At 71.0% G+C, this 16,563-nt stretch carries 12 protein-coding genes and 1 tRNA gene; 9 read left to right on the forward strand and 4 right to left on the reverse strand.

Going from position 1 to position 16,563, the window contains the following annotated elements:
- Positions 1–94: 94 nt before the first annotated feature.
- The gene (locus SAVERM_RS28300; protein WP_010986884.1) at positions 95–988 is read right to left on the reverse strand and encodes a helix-turn-helix transcriptional regulator; all 894 of its coding nucleotides are present in this window, start codon (positions 986–988) and stop codon (positions 95–97) included.
- Positions 989–1,208: 220 nt separating this feature from the next.
- Between SAVERM_RS28300 and SAVERM_RS28305 the strand changes: the two genes are divergently transcribed.
- The 3 genes from SAVERM_RS28305 (at position 1,209) to SAVERM_RS28310 (ending at position 3,053) form a co-directional block, all read left to right on the forward strand.
- On the forward strand, positions 1,209–2,573 hold the full coding sequence (locus SAVERM_RS28305) for an MFS transporter (protein ID WP_242432129.1): 1,365 nt from the start codon (positions 1,209–1,211) through the stop codon (positions 2,571–2,573).
- Between the two features lie 69 nt (positions 2,574–2,642).
- A complete protein-coding gene (locus SAVERM_RS43420) occupies positions 2,643–2,816 on the forward strand; it encodes a hypothetical protein (protein ID WP_167544201.1) in 174 nt (57 codons plus the stop codon).
- Positions 2,817–2,819: 3 nt separating this feature from the next.
- Positions 2,820–3,053: a hypothetical protein gene (locus SAVERM_RS28310; RefSeq protein ID WP_010986886.1), complete on the forward strand. Its 234-nt coding sequence runs from the start codon at positions 2,820–2,822 to the stop codon at positions 3,051–3,053.
- Here SAVERM_RS28310 and SAVERM_RS28315 read toward each other — a convergent pair.
- Positions 3,032–4,234 carry a glycosyltransferase 87 family protein gene (locus SAVERM_RS28315; protein ID WP_037645686.1) on the reverse strand — a complete coding sequence of 401 codons (1,203 nt, stop codon included), beginning with the start codon at positions 4,232–4,234 and terminating at the stop codon, positions 3,032–3,034. The genes SAVERM_RS28310 and SAVERM_RS28315 overlap by 22 nt on opposite strands.
- A 147-nt stretch (positions 4,235–4,381) precedes the next feature.
- On the opposite strand from SAVERM_RS28315, the gene SAVERM_RS28320 reads away from it, so the two are divergent.
- A tRNA-Ala gene (locus SAVERM_RS28320) sits at positions 4,382–4,454 on the forward strand.
- A 128-nt stretch (positions 4,455–4,582) separates the two neighbouring features.
- On the opposite strand, the gene SAVERM_RS28325 is transcribed toward SAVERM_RS28320, so the two are convergent.
- Both SAVERM_RS28325 and SAVERM_RS28330 read right to left on the reverse strand, forming a co-directional pair.
- Positions 4,583–6,193: an NADH-quinone oxidoreductase subunit NuoF family protein gene (locus tag SAVERM_RS28325; protein ID WP_037645368.1), complete on the reverse strand. Its 1,611-nt coding sequence runs from the start codon at positions 6,191–6,193 to the stop codon at positions 4,583–4,585.
- The gene (locus tag SAVERM_RS28330; RefSeq protein ID WP_010986889.1) at positions 6,193–7,503 is read right to left on the reverse strand and encodes a ferric reductase-like transmembrane domain-containing protein; all 1,311 of its coding nucleotides are present in this window, start codon (positions 7,501–7,503) and stop codon (positions 6,193–6,195) included. Before SAVERM_RS28330 ends, SAVERM_RS28325 begins: the two co-directional genes overlap by 1 nt.
- A gap of 470 nt (positions 7,504–7,973) precedes the next feature.
- Between SAVERM_RS28330 and leuS the strand changes: the two genes are divergently transcribed.
- The 5 genes from leuS to SAVERM_RS28355 all read left to right on the forward strand — a co-directional run bounded on the left by leuS (position 7,974) and on the right by SAVERM_RS28355 (position 16,529).
- Positions 7,974–10,862 (forward strand): leucine--tRNA ligase, encoded by a 2,889-nt coding sequence (gene leuS / locus SAVERM_RS28335; RefSeq protein WP_010986890.1) that lies wholly within the window; start codon positions 7,974–7,976, stop codon positions 10,860–10,862.
- Positions 10,863–11,004: 142 nt separating this feature from the next.
- Entirely contained in the window at positions 11,005–11,739 is a 735-nt protein-coding gene (locus tag SAVERM_RS28340) for a hypothetical protein (protein WP_171033159.1), read from the forward strand.
- A gap of 72 nt (positions 11,740–11,811) precedes the next feature.
- The gene (locus SAVERM_RS28345; RefSeq protein WP_010986892.1) at positions 11,812–12,657 is read left to right on the forward strand and encodes a DegV family protein; all 846 of its coding nucleotides are present in this window, start codon (positions 11,812–11,814) and stop codon (positions 12,655–12,657) included.
- 189 nt (positions 12,658–12,846) lie between these two features.
- Positions 12,847–14,010, forward strand: coding sequence for a ComEA family DNA-binding protein (locus SAVERM_RS28350; RefSeq protein ID WP_010986893.1), 1,164 nt, complete (start codon positions 12,847–12,849; stop codon positions 14,008–14,010).
- Positions 14,007–16,529 (forward strand): ComEC/Rec2 family competence protein, encoded by a 2,523-nt coding sequence (locus tag SAVERM_RS28355; RefSeq protein ID WP_010986894.1) that lies wholly within the window; start codon positions 14,007–14,009, stop codon positions 16,527–16,529. Before SAVERM_RS28350 ends, SAVERM_RS28355 begins: the two co-directional genes overlap by 4 nt.
- Positions 16,530–16,563: the final 34 nt, after the last annotated feature.

Here is a 16,563-nt window from a genome sequence, read left to right on the forward strand (position 1 = left end):
ATCGACACTCTCGATACGCACTCTTGAGTTGTCAAAGATCGATTACAGAAGGTCCCGTTCCCGTCAGGGAGCGGGATTTTTTGCTGCCCCCGGCTCACCCAGCGTCGGCAATCGCGGTCTCCGTACGGTGGCCGTCGGAGGGCGGCCACAGCTTCTCCCTGCGCTCCCGGAGCACCGCCACCTTCCTGCGCGCGTCCGCGTCCTCCGGCGTGTACGCCACGATCCGGCACTCCGGCAGTCCGTTGATCGACAGCGACACCGAGGTCATCCGCAGCTCGCCCACCGCCGCGTGCCGGAACGTCTTCACCCGCGGCCCCGGCGGGATCACCTCACCGCTCGCCCACAGCTCGGCGAAGTACGGGCTGACGGCCGACAGCCCGCGTATGAAGTCCTCCCAGGCGGGCTCGCCGACATGTCTGCCGTACGAGGAGCGCAATGTGGCCACCATCACCGGCAGCTCCTTGTCCCGGTACACCACCGGGCAGTCCTTCTCGGGGACGCTGAACAGTGTCCACAGCACGTTCGGCGCGGCGACCTCGATCGTCGCCGGCACCACGAACAGGTCGCGGTAGGCGGGGTTGGTGGCGAGGACGTCGTAGCGCGAGTTGTAGACGACGGCCGGGTGAGGGTCGAGGGCGTCGATGATGTCCTGGATCTCCGGCTCGATCTGCTGTGCGAGGCCTGCCGGGCCCGGCTCGTAGGGCACCTCCGCCAGGTGGTACAGATGCTCGCGCTCGGGATGGTCCAGGCGCAGCGTGCGTGCCACCGCGTCCAGGACCTGCGGCGACGCGTTGATCGGGCGGCCCTGCTCCAGCCAGGTGTACCAGGTGACGCCCACGCCGGAGAGCTGCGCGACCTCCTCGCGGCGCAGCCCCGGTGTGCGGCGCCGGAAGCCCGGCGGCATGCCCACGTCGGCCGGTGTCACCCGGGCCCGCCTGCTCCGCAGAAAGGCCGCCAGCTCCGGCCTGCGGCGTTGTGTCGTGGTCATCGTCACATCCCCCGTCATCCATTGTGGGCCGCGAGCCGTCCGCTGCCAGGTGCTGTCAGTACCAGCATCGGCGGGCTCTCGTTACCCGTATCCGGCCGCCGCCAGGCTCGATGGCATGACGACGACAACCCCCGCGGGACCGGGTTCCGTGCCCGGTCCAACTCCTGCAACCAGTAAAGACCCTGGCACTGACAATCGCCCCGGACGGCTGCTCGCGGTCGTGCTCGCGGCCCAGTTCATGGCCATGCTCGACGTGTTCATCGTGAACGTCGCCGTACCCACGATCGGTTCCGAACTCCACGCCTCCGGCGCCGGACTGCAACTGGTGATCGCCGGATACTCCATCACGTACGCCGTCCTGCTGATCACCGGCGCCCGCCTCGGCGACCTGCTCGGCCACCGCCGCGTCCATCTCGCCGGTCTCGCGCTGTTCACGGCCGCCTCGCTGGCCTGCGGACTGGCCCAGGGCACGGGGGAGTTGATCGCCTTCCGTCTCGTGCAGGGCGCCGGATCGGCCGCGATGATCCCGCAGGTGCTCAGCCTGATCCAGCGCAACTTCACCGGCGAGGCACGGGCCCGGGCGCTCGGCGCCTACTCCGCCGTCCTCGCCACCGGCGCCGCCGCCGGGCAGGTGCTGGGCGGCCTCCTCGTCAGCGCCGACCTGTTCGGCACCGGCTGGCGGCCGGTGTTCCTCGTCAACGTGCCCGTCGGCATCGTGCTCCTGGCCGCCGGCAGCCGCGTACTGCCGCGGGGCGACGCCCGGGCCCTGGAGCGTTCGCGCGGGCTCGACCTGCCCGGTCTGGTGCTGCTCGCCGCCGCCGTCTCGCTGTTCACCGTGCCGCTGGTGCTCGGCCAGGAGGAGGACTGGCCGCTGTGGTCCTGGCTGTCGCTCGCCGCGGCCGCTGTGTTCTTCGTCCTGTTCTGCGGGTACGAGTCCCGGCTCGCCCGGCGCGGCGGGGCGCCGCTGATCGCTCCGAGGGTGCTGCGTCACCCCGGCATCGGCCTGGCGGTCCTCCGGCTCATCGCCGTGATGGCGGTCAACGCCGGGTTCCTGTTCGCGCTCACGCTGCACGTCCAGGGCGGTCTCGGCTACAGCGCGCTGCACGCCGGGCTGACCTTCGCGCCGACCGCGGTGGTCTTCGGCCTGGTGGGTCTGACCTGGCGCAGCTGGCCGGCCTCCTGGCAGGGCGCCCTGATCCCGACCGGCTTCGCGGTCGCCGCGCTCTCCATGGCCGGCGTGGGCTGGTCGCTGCACGGCGGCGGAGACGGCGGAATGCGGCTGTACGCGGCCTTCGCGGGCGTCGGGGTCGGCCTGGCGCTCGGTTTCAGCCCCACGCTCACCACGGCGCTCGCCACCGTGCGGCCCGAGGACGCGGCAGACGCCAGCGGACTGCTCGCCACGGTCACCCAGCTCGGTCAGCTGATCGGCATCGCGGCCTTCGGCACACTGTTCTTGAACCGGCTTGAGTCACTTGGGGCACCTGGGGCGTATACCTCTGCGGACGCGCTCCTCGTGTGCATGTACGCGCTGGCCGGGACGGCCGCGACGGGTGCCGTGTCCGGACTGGTACGAAGGCGTCGCTGACCGTATTGCTCCGGCCGTGGCAGAATCAAACGGCCGGAAGGGGGCGCGGCCCGACGGGAGGGAGTAGCGATGCCTGCGAGCATCCGCGGGGAGATCCACGATCTCCTCGCAGTGGCGGCGACCCGGAAGAGAGCCGCCCTCCTCGACTGCCCTTCCTGCGGCTCGGCCCACGTTGCCCAAGTCCTCGGGGACAACGGCGGTGTTTCCTACGTGTGCACGGCCTGCGGCCACAGCTGGAGCTGATCGATGGGTGCACACAGGCGAAAGTGCGACTGGTGTGGCAGCGGCACACCGATCGTCCGCGACATGGAACCGGTCAACCACGACTACCAATACTGGTGCGAGGAATGCGCACGGGCGCTGATCATAAAAGGCGACCCCATCGAGACGTACCGCGAGCTTGAGGGCGAGCCGATCTACGGCCGTCTCCTCGACGAGCACTGCACACTCAAACGCTTCTACTCCTTCGCGACCGCCTGATCCGAGCGGGGCGTGCGTCCGAGCGCGCCCCCCACGAGGGACAGGAAGACGAAAGCCGTTCCTCCGTAGAGGGCCGACAACGTCAACTCGGCTCCGCTCTGGTGCAGTTCGAGTCGTCCGGCGCCGTGCGGCACCCACCACAGGGCGTACGAGCAGAAGACCAGTGCCGCACCGAGGACGAACGCCCCGTTCAGCGTCGCGAGAACCACCGCCATGGGTACGCACCACACCCAGTGGTGCGACCACGACACCGGGCTGACGAGCAGTGCCGTCATCCCGCAGGCGGTGACCGCCCAGGCCCGCTGGCCGCGCAGCTCCGCGGCCACCGCGACGGCGAGGCCCGCCGCACCCGCCACGGCCGCGACCGCGGCCCACCACAGGCCCGGCTCGGGCGTGTGCAGCAGCCGCGCGAGGACTCCGCGCAGCGACTGGTTCGCGGTGTCCTCGGCGAGCCCGGCCCGACCCGTCTGGAACACCACGCGGGTCCAGAAACGCCAGGAGTCGTACGGCAGGACGGCGGCCCCCAGCAGCGTCGCCCCGGCGAACGTGGCGGCCGCGGCACGCGCGTGCCGCAGCCACGGCCCTCCGGAGCGCTGCCTTGTGTGCGCCATCACTCCGGTGGCCAGCAGGAACACGGCGAACAGCGCGGGCGTCAGTTTGACCGCAGCCGCGATGCCGATACCGGCTCCGGCCCAACGCTGCCCGGGCCCCCGGGCCAGGTCCCACAGCACCAGCACGGCGAGCAGCAGATTGATCTGCCCGTACCGCAGTGTCGTCCACACCGGCTCGCACCACACCGCCGCCGCCGAGACCCACCAGAGGGTCTCCACGCGTGCGTGGCCGACGATGCGCAGGGTGAGCCACACGAACAGCACCAGGAGCGCGAGGTTCCCCGCCGTCGCCAGGGTGCGCAGGTCCGCCGGGTCCAGCACCGTCAGCGGGGTGAACAGCAGCGCGGCGAAGGGCGGGTATGTGGCGGGCAACCGGGCCGAGGTCGTACGCAGCGTGTAGAGGTCGCCGCCCGCGCGTACCGTCGCGCCCTCGGCCCGGTACACCATCAGGTCGATCATCGACACGTGTGCGGCCCGCTGCGCGATCCAGAACGCCGTGAACGACAGCAGGCACGCCCCCAGGGCGACGGGCGTACGGCGGCACACCCGGGGGAGGTCGATCAAGGTCATGACGGCCGACACTATCCCCCATGTCCGTATTGTCCGTGCAGCACGGAAACGATTTGGTGGTGCACCCGTCGGACCGTGTAATGTTGGCGTCGCCGCCGGGGAGACCGGGCGACACGGTCAACATGCGGCTTCGCCGCGTGGCCGCAAGGGGCTATAGCTCAGTTGGTAGAGCGCCTGCATGGCATGCAGGAGGTCAGGAGTTCAATTCTCCTTAGCTCCACAGGAATTGAAGGCGGGTCGTCCGATCAGGACGGCCCGCCTTCGTCATGTGTGACGCATTCGGGGGCCGCGCCCCCGGGCGTGCGGAAGGCGGGCCACCCGACTCGGGCGGCCCGCCTTCGACGTGTTTCAGCGGCCGAGGGCCCGGCGGCCGCGTCCCTGGGAGAGGACGGGCAGGTTGTTGCGGGCCGGGGCGGAGCGGGTGTCCTCCTCGAGGCGCAGCGCGAGCGCGGGGCAGCGGCGCACCGCGCGCAGTGCCTTCGTCTCCGCGTACCGCGGCACCTGTGCCTGTGCGACGGTGGGGAAGCCGTCGGCGCCCAGCTCGAAGACCTCGGGGAGGATGTCGGCGCACAGGCCGTGTCCCCTGCACAGTGTCCAGTCGACGTAGATCTTCTGTCGGCTGGGACCCGACTCCTCCTGCTGCTGTCCGCTCGAGATGCCGGCGGGGAGCTGGCCGTCCTCGAAGAGCGGCAGTACGCCTTCCACGGGCCTGCCGCAGCCGTTGCCCAGGACATGCGCGGCCAGGTCGTCGGTGAACGCCTTGACGGTCGATTCCAGGAACATCGCCGAGCCGTCCGGGTGCGAGCACGCACCGCGCCGCTTCACGGCCTTGGCGACCTGCTTGAGGGCCTCCAGGGCGGCCGGGCCGCCACCGTTGAGGATGTCCGCCATGCCACGTGCCGCGGCGGGCAGGCCGAGGTAGCAGGGACCGCACTGCCCCGCGCTCTCGTCGGCCAGCCACTGCGCCACCCGCAGCGACTCGCCCAGCGGGCAGGTCTCCTGGCTGATCGGAAGGATGGCGCCCGCGCCGAGCGCGCCGCCGACCGCGTCCAGGGAGTTGCGCGAGACGATCGCCTCGTTGACCGTCGCCGCGTCGATCCACTTGCCGTGGTAACCGCCGGTCAGCACCCCCTGCGGGACCGGCGGGGCACCGGCGAGCTGGAGCACGTACCGCAGCGGCACACCGGTCGGGACCTCGAGCACCATGGGGCGGGCCACCGCGCCGGAAACCGTGAGCATGACGGTGCCGGGCTCGTCGTACAGGCCGGTGTTGCAGTAGCGCTCGGCGCCGATGCGGGCCGCGATCGCCAGCTGGGCGAACGTCTCGGCGTTGGACAGCAGGGTGGGTGCGCCGCCGACGCCGTTCTGCGAGGCGCTGACCTTGCGGCCCGGCGGGATGGCGGGACCGCCGTCGATGGAGCGGATCAGCGAGGCTGCCGCGCCGGTCACCATGCGGATCGGATTGCGCTGCACGCGCGCGCGTATGGCCGCGCCGCGCCGGTTGCTCAGGCCGCGCTCGGAGAGCGCCGCCTCCATCGACCGCTGGGTCGACTCACGGGTCACACCGATCACCAGGGTGCGGGCGCCCAAGGCCTCCGCGACCAGCAGGGCGCCGTCCAGGATGAGGTGCGGGGCACGGTTGATGAGCACCGTGTCCTTGCGGCAGGCGGGCTCGTCCTCACTTCCGTTGACGACGACCACGGGCCGCACACCGCGTTTGATCGCCGCCTCGGCGACCGACCGCAGCTTCTTGTGGAAGGGGAAGCCCGCGCCGCCGCGGCCTTTCAGGGAGATGCGCTCCGAGAGCTGCGCGAGCTGCTCGCCGCCCATCGGCTCGAGCGGGCCGTGCACCTTGAGGTGCATCGGTAGATCGAGTCTTTCGACAAGGTCGAAGCCCGACGTGAGCTGCGGAAGCCCGACCACGCGGACTTCTGGGACGTCGGGCAGGGCCTCGTTCACTAAAAGCCTCCGGAAGGCGCGTTCCAGGGTTCGCCGGAGCCCGGCGCGTCGTAGGCACCGGGCAGCGTTTCAGTGGCGGGACCGCTGTTGTACGTGTCGTTCGTGTTGTACGTGCCGTAGGGGACGTTCGACTCACCCTGCGCGTAGGAATTGTCGTAGCCCTGGTACGAGATGCCGCCAGCATAGGTGTCGTTCATCGGGTCGAACGAGGACCGCGGGGCCTCACCGACCGGCGGCGGGGACGGCGCGGGCCAGCGGGGAGCGTTCGAGGCGCCGTCGTCGACACGCGGCATGGCCTCCGTGGCCTGCATGTCCATCGGCAGGTCCATGCGTTGGGTTCCGTCGGCCCCGAACGGGTCCTGCGCGCGCGGTGTGGCGGATGTCGCACGATAGGCGGCCGCGAACCCGTTGCCGGGCTCCGGGGTCATGCTGCGCGACGCCGGGGGAGCGTCGTACGGGGACGCGGAGGACGCAGCCATACGCTGCGAAGCGGCCAGGATGGACTCCTCGGCGTCCCGGCTCCCGGAGCCGCCGGAACGGCCACCGGAACGGCCACCGGAGCCCGCCATGGACTCCGCGTTGCGGGCGCGGCTCGCCTCCAGATCCTCGCGTCCGAGCGGAGCGCCGTTCCCGATGATGGCGACGATCCGGTCGGCCACCTTGCGCTTGAACGGGCGCGGGGCGGCGCGCAGGGCGAGCGCGCCCATGACGCCGATCAGGCAGAGGCTGTACAGGATCACGAAGATCGGCTTCGCCTCACGGCCCGCGTACAGGCCGTGGACCAGGGCGCAGCACCAGGCGGGGTAGGCCAGCATGTGCATGGCGCGCCAGCGCGCGGCGACGGGGTAGGACGTCGCGAAGGCGTTGCGCAGCGCGCCGGTGATGGCGGTGAAGATCATCAGCAGCCCGGCGACCGAGCCGAAGCCGATGAGGCCGGCGGAACCGGTGACGCCGAGGCTGAAGGGGATCAGCGCGGCGATCAGCTGGGTGTGGTCGAGCGCCAGCTTCACCGTGACGTGCAGCAGCAGGAAGGCGACCGAGGAGATGGCGGTCGTCCGGTGCACGGCCTGCGCGACGATGCGCTGGCGCGTGTTGAGGAACAGCCGGTCCGTTGCGACCAGGCCCCAGATCACGGAGCAGGAGAGGGCGACCAGCGACAGCACGCCGGCGCCGAAGTTGAGGAAGTCCCGGAGTCCATCACCTCCGACCAGCACAATCACGGGTATGAGCAGCAGAGTGGCAGCCGTCGCCGCACCGTAGGCCGATCGGCCCGGTGTGGGGAGCGAGCTGTTACTACGACGAGGGTTCATGGGGGCAACTCCGAGCAGTTCGGGAAAGCGGTCCCGCTGCCGCACTCTAAGTGGCTGCAAACCGAGCGGTACGAGGTTTGAGTTATTGCGTTGTTATCAAAGGGCAATGTGATGCTTGCGATGTCCCTTAGCGACCGTTACGCGGAGTAATATTTGAATCTCGTTCAACTTTTCTGGATCTTCACAACTCGCGCTCGGCGTCGGGCGCAACGAGTGATACGTCCGGAGCAGGCTCTCCGTTCGGCGTCACCGGTGTGAAACGTGTCGCCGTGGAAGCCCGTCGCGGCGTGCTCGGGCCCTGCGGTACCCTGACGCCATGCGTGCCGTACGCCTTCTGCTTAGCGAGCCGCGCTGATCAGCCCAGACCACTGACGATTCGTGGTCGGAATCGGCGCGGCGTCCCCTCCTGTGCGAGGGGTTTTTTCATTTCCAGGCCGCTGGCAGAGACGATCGATGGAGCTTTGAGGATCATGAGCGAGACGAACCCCGCTGCCGCCTCCGAGGTGGCCGCGCCGCACCGCTACACGGCCGCCGTGGCCGCGGAGATCGAGGCACGCTGGCAGGACTTCTGGGACGCCGAGGGTACGTACGAGGCGCCCAACCCGACCGGTGACCTGGCCGGGGGTCCCGCGCTGGTCGCCAAGCCCAAGAAGTTCGTCATGGACATGTTCCCGTACCCCTCCGGTGCGGGACTGCACGTCGGTCACCCCCTGGGCTACATCGCCACCGATGTATTCGCCCGGTTCCAGCGCATGACCGGCCACAACGTCCTGCACACCCTGGGCTTCGACGCCTTCGGCCTGCCCGCCGAGCAGTACGCCGTGCAGACGGGCACGCACCCGCGCGTGTCCACCGAGGCCAACATCGAGAACATGAAGGTCCAGCTGCGCCGGCTGGGCCTGGGCCACGACAAGCGCCGGTCGTTCGCCACGATCGACCCGGACTACTACAAGTGGACCCAGTGGATCTTCCTGCAGATCTTCAACTCCTGGTACGACGAGGAGGCGAACAAGGCCCGCCCGATCGCCGAACTGGTCGCCCAGTTCGAGTCCGGCGAGCGCGCCGTCCCGCGCGCTGACGGTGCCACGCGCGCGTGGCGGGAGCTGACCGCCGCCGAGCGCGCCGACGTCCTGGGCGAGTACCGCCTGGCGTACGCCTCCGAGGCGCCGGTCAACTGGAGCCCCGGACTGGGCACCGTACTGGCCAACGAGGAGGTCACCGCCGACGGCCGTTCCGAGCGCGGCAACTTCCCCGTCTTCAAGGCCAAGCTGCGCCAGTGGAACATGCGCATCACCGCCTACGCCGACCGGCTGCTGGACGACCTGGACGCGCTGGACTGGCCCGAGGCCATCAAGCTGCAGCAGCGCAACTGGATCGGCCGCTCCGAGGGTGCCCGCGTCGACTTCCCGATCGACGGCGAAGCCGTCACGGTCTTCACCACCCGCCCGGACACCCTGTTCGGCGCCACCTACATGGTGCTGGCGCCCGAGCACCCGCTGGTCGAGAAGTTCACCCCGGCCGCCTGGCCCGAGGGCACCCACGACGTGTGGACCGGCGGCCACGCCACGCCGGCCGAGGCCGTTGCCGCCTACCGTGCCCAGGCCGCCTCGAAGTCCGACGTCGAGCGCCAGGCCGAGGCCAAGGACAAGACCGGCGTCTTCACGGGCGCGTACGCGACCAACCCGGTCAGCGGCGAGCAGGTCCCGGTCTTCATCGCCGACTACGTACTGATGGGCTACGGCACCGGCGCGATCATGGCCGTCCCGGCGCACGACACGCGTGACTTCGCGTTCGCGCGCGCCTTCGAGCTGTCGATGCGCTGTGTCGTCGAGCCTTCCGACGACCGCGGAACGGACCCCAGCACGTGGGACGACGCGTTCGCCTCGTACGACGCGAAGATCGTCAACTCGTCGAGCGGTGAGATCTCCCTGGACGGCCTGGGTGTCGTCGAGGCCAAGGCACGCATCACCGAGTGGCTGGAGCGCAAGGGCCTCGGCGAGGGCACCGTCAACTTCCGGCTGCGCGACTGGCTGTTCAGCCGCCAGCGCTACTGGGGCGAGCCCTTCCCGATCGTCTACGACGAGGACGGCATCGCCCACGCCCTGCCCGAGTCGATGCTGCCCCTGGAGCTGCCGGAGGTCGAGGACTACTCGCCGCGCACTTTCGACCCGGACGACGCCAACACGTCTCCGGAGACCCCGCTGTCCCGCAACGAGGACTGGGTCAACGTCACCCTGGACCTGGGTGACGGCCGTGGTCCCCAGAAGTACCGTCGCGAGACCAACACCATGCCCAACTGGGCGGGCTCCTGCTGGTACGAGCTGCGCTACCTGGATCCGCACAACGACCAGAAGCTGGTCGACCCCGCCATCGAGCAGTACTGGATGGGCCCGCGCGAGGGGCAGCCGACCGGTGGCGTCGACCTGTATGTCGGCGGCGCCGAGCACGCCGTGCTGCACCTGCTGTACGCGCGCTTCTGGTCGAAGGTCCTGTTCGACCTGGGGCACATCTCGTCGGCCGAGCCGTTCCACAAGCTGTTCAACCAGGGCATGATCCAGGCCTACGTCTACCGCGACAGCCGTGGCATCGCGGTGCCGGCCGCCGAGGTGGAGGAGCGCGACGGCGCGTACTACTACCAGGGCGAGAAGGTCTCCCGACTGCTGGGCAAGATGGGCAAGTCCCTGAAGAACGCGGTCACTCCGGACGAGATCTGCGCCGAGTACGGGGCGGACACCCTGCGCCTGTACGAGATGGCGATGGGTCCCCTGGACGTGTCGCGGCCGTGGGACACGCGCGCGGTGGTGGGCCAGTTCCGGCTGCTGCAGCGGCTGTGGCGCAACGTCGTCGACGAGGCCACCGGCGAGGTCACGGTCGTCGACGCCGAGCCGGACGAGGAGACGCTGCGTGCTCTGCACAAGGCGATCGACGGCGTCCGCCAGGACCTGGAGGGCATGCGGTTCAACACCGCCATCGCCAAGGTCACCGAGCTGAACAACCAGCTGACCAAGGCCGGTGGGCCGGTGCCGCGCACCGTCGCCGAGTCCCTGGTCCTGCTGGTCGCGCCGCTGGCCCCGCACATCGCCGAGGAACTGTGGCGCAAGCTGGGCCACAATGACTCGGTCGTCCACCAGGACTTCCCGGTCGCCGACCCGGCGTACGTCGTGGACGAGGCCGTGACCTGCGTCGTGCAGATCAAGGGCAAGGTCAAGGCACGCCTGGAGGTCTCGCCCGCCATCTCCGAGGAGGAGCTGGAGAAGGTGGCGCTGGCCGACGAGAAGGTCGTGGCGGCACTGGGCGGCGCGGGCATCCGCAAGGTGATCGTGCGGGCGCCGAAGCTGGTGAACATCGTCACCGCCTGATCAGGGCGTCGTCTCGGCGGAGGTGTCGGGGTAGTCCCTTACGGGCAGGTTCAGGGTTCTTCTGGAACTCCGGGCCTGCCCGTTGCGTTTACCGTTGAAGAGCGACGCGGCAACTGCCGCGGCCGACCGGAGGAGGAGCGTGGTGGAAGCCGTGATCGCAGTCGTCGCCCTTCTCTTCCTGCTCTTCGTGGCGCTGGGCGCCTACGTCACGGTGAAGGCGGTCGGCGCGGCCAAGCGCGGCGTGGACCGTACGCTTTCGCAGGCCCGCCGCACGGTCGAGGACACCACTCTGCGGGCCAGGACCTTTGCCCAGCCCGGCCCCGTGGGCGAGCTGGCCCAGCTCCGACTGAAGCTGCGCACCTCGATGCGTGCGACGCAGGACGCGCTGCACGCGGGCGTGGCCGAGGACGAGTCCCTGAAGGAGTCGCTCGCCCTCTTCGACCGACTCAGCGCACACGGGCACGAACTGGACGGCGAACTCAGGCGCCTGGAGACCGAACCCGACCGCACGAAGCTCGCTCAGCGGCTGCCCGGTCTGCGCGAGCGCACGGAGCAGATCATCCACTCCGCGGACTCCCTGCGCTGGGCCGCACGCGACCGGGCCCGCCGGTTCGCGGACGACGACCTCGCCTCGCTGAGTGCCCAGATCGACATGGAGGCGGGTGCCCTGCGGCACTGGACGACCGAGCGGACCACCCCGGCGTCCACCTGGCCCGAGGCACCGGCGCCCGAGGACGCGACCTCCGGCGGACAAGCCTGGCCCGAGACGCCCGAGTCCGGTACGGCGGAGGAGCAGACCCGGTCAGCCATCACCCCGCCGGGCCGACGGCCCACGTATCCCTGGCAGAAGAAGCCTCGTCCCGAAAGCACGACTTGATCTCCCCAGCGTCACCGCCGGGGGGAGGGGCCGGGCTGCCGTCCGCACGTTCCGGCAGGTAACCTCCAGCTCATGTCCCGCCATGTCGCGATCGTCACCGATTCAACGGCCTACCTGCTGCCACGGACGATGGAGCGCCATGGCATCACCGCGGTGCCGTTGACCGTGGTGCTGGGCGACCAGGCGCTCGAAGAGGGTACCGAGATCTCGGCCCGCTCCCTGGCCCAGGCCCTCCAGAAGCGACGGCCCGTCACCACGTCCCGGCCCAGTCCCCAGCTCTTCGCCGAGACTTATCGCAAGGCCGCGGAGGCCGGCGCGACCGAAATCGTGTCCCTCCACCTCTCTTCCGAGATCTCGGGCACCTACGACGCGGCGGTCCAGGCCGCGCGCGAGGCGCCCGTGCCCGTGCGCGTGGTCGACACCGGGATGGTCGCGATGGCCCTCGGTTTCTGCGCGCTGGCGGCAGCCGAGACCGTCGGGGCGGGCGGCACGGTCGACGAGGCGGTCACGGCCGCGGAGAAGCGGGCCGCGGGCACCTCCACGTACTTCTACGTCGACAACCTGGACTATCTGCGCCGGGGTGGCCGGATCGGAGCCGCGCAGGCGCTGCTGGGCTCGGCGCTCGCCGTCAAGCCGCTGCTCCAGCTGGACGACGGACGCATCGAACTCCTGGAGAAGGTACGGACGGCGTCCAAGGCGATCGCCCGCCTCGAGGAGATCATCGCCGAGCGTGCGGGCAGTGCGCAGGTCGACATCGCCGTCCACCATCTCGCCGCTCCCGAACGTGCGTCGGCCCTCGCGGATCGGCTGCGGGCGCGGGTGCCGGGGGTGGCGGATCTGCATGTGAGCGAGGTCGGTGCGGTGATCGGCGCCCATACCGGGCCGGGTTTGCTGGGGGCGGTCGTCTCGCCTCGGTGAGGAGAGGTGGGGCGGGCGGGGCGTCGCGCGTGGCAGGCGAGGTGTGGCCCGTGAGGTGTGGCGAGGCTGCCGGTGACGGTGTGCCATATGTGGCTCGTGTGGGTGATGGAGTTATCCACAACTGGGCAGTAATCCCCGGGAATTGAGCATGATCATCGCGAGGATGGCGAGGTGCCGGATCCTCGTCGCATGGCACTTCGATCACGTTCACGCACAGCGAGTCCCACCAGCGGACCAGGCCGCGGGCCGGTCTCCGACGGCCGTACGCGCCATCGCCACCACCCGCGAAACCGGGCCGGCCGTCGCCATGCGTCGGCCGAGGTACTCCGCCTGCGAGCGGAGGCCCTCTTCGCGGAAGAAGGCGGCCCGCGACCGGAGTGGGGGAACGGACCACCGGAAGCGGACCGGGATGTCGGGGGACCGTCGGCAGGCACGGCCTTGGGCTTCGGCGTCGCTCGGGTGCGCGAAGGGCGAGGCCCGGACGCTGGTGGCGTCGCTGAGGATGAGGCTGCTTGCTCGGGCGTCACTGTAGGCGAGGCCGGTGGCTCGGGCGTCGACGCGGGCGGGGTGGTGGGGGCCGCCTGGCGGGAGCGGGTCGGGCTCGCCGTGCGGGAGCGGATGCCGTTGTGGTTGCAGTCGAGGTGTGGGCTGGAGCGGCGGAGCGTGGCCGCGCTGACCGTGCTGCTCGTCGTCGCGGCCGTCTTCGCCGCACAGCACTTCTGGTCCGGACGGACCCAGGAGGTCAGGGCACCCGAGGTCGTGCGAGCGGCGGCTCCTTTCGGTGGAGAAGGAGAAGGGGGCGGCCGGGAGGCGAAGCCCGGGGACCCGGCTGGAGCTCGTGCTACCGGCGATGGCACCAGCTCCGGAACCGCATCGGGAACGGGAAACGGAACTGCGGCTGGTGCCGGGGCAGTGATCGTCGTGGACGTCAGCGGCAAGGTCCGTAACCCCGGTATTCAGCGGCTCCCCGCCGGGTCCCGGGTCGCGGACGCCCTGCGGGCGGCGGGCGGGGTGCGTCCCGGCACGAACATGCAGGGACTCAATCGCGCGCGACTTCTCGCGGACGGCGAACAGGTGGTGGTCGGCGGCCCGGCACCCGCGCCGGACCCCGGAACGGCCGCAACAGCCACCGGCGGCTCAGGGGCGGGCACCACCCCCTCGACCCCCGTGTCCCTCAACACGGCGACCGCCGACCAGCTCGACACATTGCCGGGAGTCGGCCCGGTCCTTGCCCAGCACATCATCGACTACCGCACCCAGCACGGCGGCTTCCGCTCGGTCGACGAGCTCCGCGAGGTCAACGGTATCGGCGACCGCCGCTTCGCGGACCTGCAGAATCTCGTGCGGCCATGAGGACGACGCAGGAGCGGGGTCCCGCCGAGCCGGGGGCATCGCAGGCGCCCGCGCCCGGTGCTTCCCGACCCGCGGGCCCCCTCGCCACCATCCTCGGCAGCCGACCGGTGCACGTCGCCTCCGGCAGCAGAGCGGGGAACTCGCATCCCAAGCAGGATGGGCCGACGGACCTGCGGTTGGTGCCGCCCGCGCTGGCAGCCTGGGCGACGGCCGCGCTGGCGCTGGATGCGTCGGCCGGGTGGGTCACGGGCGTGGTGCTGCTCTGTGTGGCGGTCGCTGGTGGGTTGCTCGCCGCCCGGCGCACGGGTGCACAAGGCGCCCCGGCCGGCGGCCTGAGAAGGCCATCGGGTGAGCGGGACCGCTGGGGATCGTGGCCGAAGGCATCCGTTGCCGCCGTGTTGCTGTGTGTCGCCGCGGCCGCCGCCTCGGCCGGGCTGCACGGCGCGGATCTGCGGCGCGGACCCGTACCGGCGCTCGCGCGTCAGTACGCCGAGGTGACCGCGGAGGTCGAGGTCACCTCCGATCCGCGGCTCACCCGGCCCCGGATCAAGGGGGACCACACGGCGCCGACGGCCGTCCTGTTGGACGCGGAGGTGCGGCGGCTGACGAAGGCGGACGGGACGGTGGTGGCGACCCGTACGCCGGTGCTGGTGATCGTCGACGCGCACTCGCGGACGCTGGCCGGGCCGAGGGGAGCACCGGCCTTCTCCGGGGGAGGGGCGCGGACCGCGGTCGAGAGCCGGCGCTCACCCTGGCTGTCGTTGCTGCCGTCGACACGACTGCGCGTGTTCGCGCGGCTCGCGCCACCGCTGGCCGCTGGGGACCGGGTCGCGGCCGTGCTGCGGGTGCGGGGCGGGGCACCGCCCGAGGTGACCGGGGAGCCGTCCGGGGCACAGCGGCTCGCGGGGCGGCTGCGCGCGGGGCTCCGGGAGGCAACCGACGGGCTCGACCCGGATCCGCGGGCGCTGCTGCCGGGGCTCGTCGTCGGGGACACCTCGCGGGTGACGTCCGAGCTGGACGAGGCCTTCAAGGAAACCGATCTGGCGCACTTGCTCGCGGTCAGCGGAGGTAACTTCACGATCCTGCTCGCGCTGTTCATCGGGCCTGCCGGACTTGCCCAGCGGGTCGAGCGGCGCGGGCTGGCCCCCTGGCTGGGCATCCCGCTGCGGGGGACGGCGCTGTTCGGCGGCGTGCTCACCCTCGGCTTCGTCGTCGTGTGCCGCCCGGACCCGAGTGTGCTGCGGGCCGCGGCGTGCGGGACGATCGCGCTGCTGGCCATTGCCACGGGGCGTCGCAGATCGCTGATTCCGGCACTGTCCACGGCGGTGTTGCTGCTGGTGCTGTACGACCCGTGGCTGGCCCGTAGTTACGGCTTCCTGCTGTCCGTGCTGGCGACCGGCGCCCTGCTCACCGTCGCCCCGCGCTGGAGCGCCGCGCTCCAGCGGCGCCGGGTGCCGCCACGGCTGGCGGAGGCGCTGGCCGCCGCGGGCGCCGCACAGGCCCTGTGCGCGCCGGTTGTCGCGGTGCTGTCGGCCCGGGTGAGTCTGGTGGCGGTGCCGTGCAATCTGCTCGCCGAGTTCGCGGTGGCGCCGGCCACGGTGCTGGGTTTCGCGGCCCTGGCGGTCGCTCCGGTGGCGATGCCCGTCGCCAAGGGGCTCGTCTGGTGCGCGAGTTGGCCCGTCGGCTGGATCGCGGACATCGCCCGTACCGGGGCCGCGCTGCCCGGCGGAGGTGTGGACTGGCCGGGCAGTTGGACGGGGGCGTTGCTGCTCACCCTGGTCACGGCGGCTGTGGTGCTTGTCGGGCGGCGGCTGGTGAGACATCCCTGGCCGGCCGGTCTGTGCGTCGGCCTGTTTCTGCTCGTGGTGGTGCAGCCGCCGCCGCTGACCAGGGTGATCACGGGGTGGCCGCCACCCGGCTGGCGGTTCGCGATGTGCGACGTGGGGCAGGGCGACGCGACGGTACTCGCGGCGGGCGACGGCACCGGGGTGGTGGTGGACGCGGGACCCGACCCGGCACTGGTCGACCGGTGTCTGAGCGCGCTCGGGGTCGACAGGATCCCGCTCGTCGTACTGACCCACTTCCACGCGGACCATGTGGCGGGGCTGCCGGGTGTGCTGCGCGGACGTTCGGTGGGTGCCATCGAGACGACCGGTTTCGAGGAGCCGCCGGACCAGGTGGAGTTCGTACGCGCCCACGCGGCCGCCCGGCACATTCCGTTGACGCGGGCCGCGGCGGGCGAGCGGCGCCGCGCCGGAGCGCTCGACTGGCAGGTGCTGTGGCCACCGTCGGATCGGGCCCCGGCGCCGGACGGCCCGAACGACGCGAGTGTCACCCTGCTCGTGCGGTCGGCCGGGTTGAGCCTGTTGCTGCTGGGCGACCTCGAACCTCCGGCCCAGCAGGCGCTGTTGAGATCGCCGGCCGCGGCGGGCCTGGGTTCCGTGGACGTCCTCAAGGTCGCCCACCACACTTTCCTTGTAGGACATTTACTTGAGAGTTTTCGGCGTCAACTCCGATGATCCCCGGCGGCTCGCTGGTGCTGCGGATCAGACT

This window comes from Streptomyces avermitilis MA-4680 = NBRC 14893 (assembly GCF_000009765.2).
Taxonomy (GTDB): domain Bacteria; phylum Actinomycetota; class Actinomycetes; order Streptomycetales; family Streptomycetaceae; genus Streptomyces; species Streptomyces avermitilis.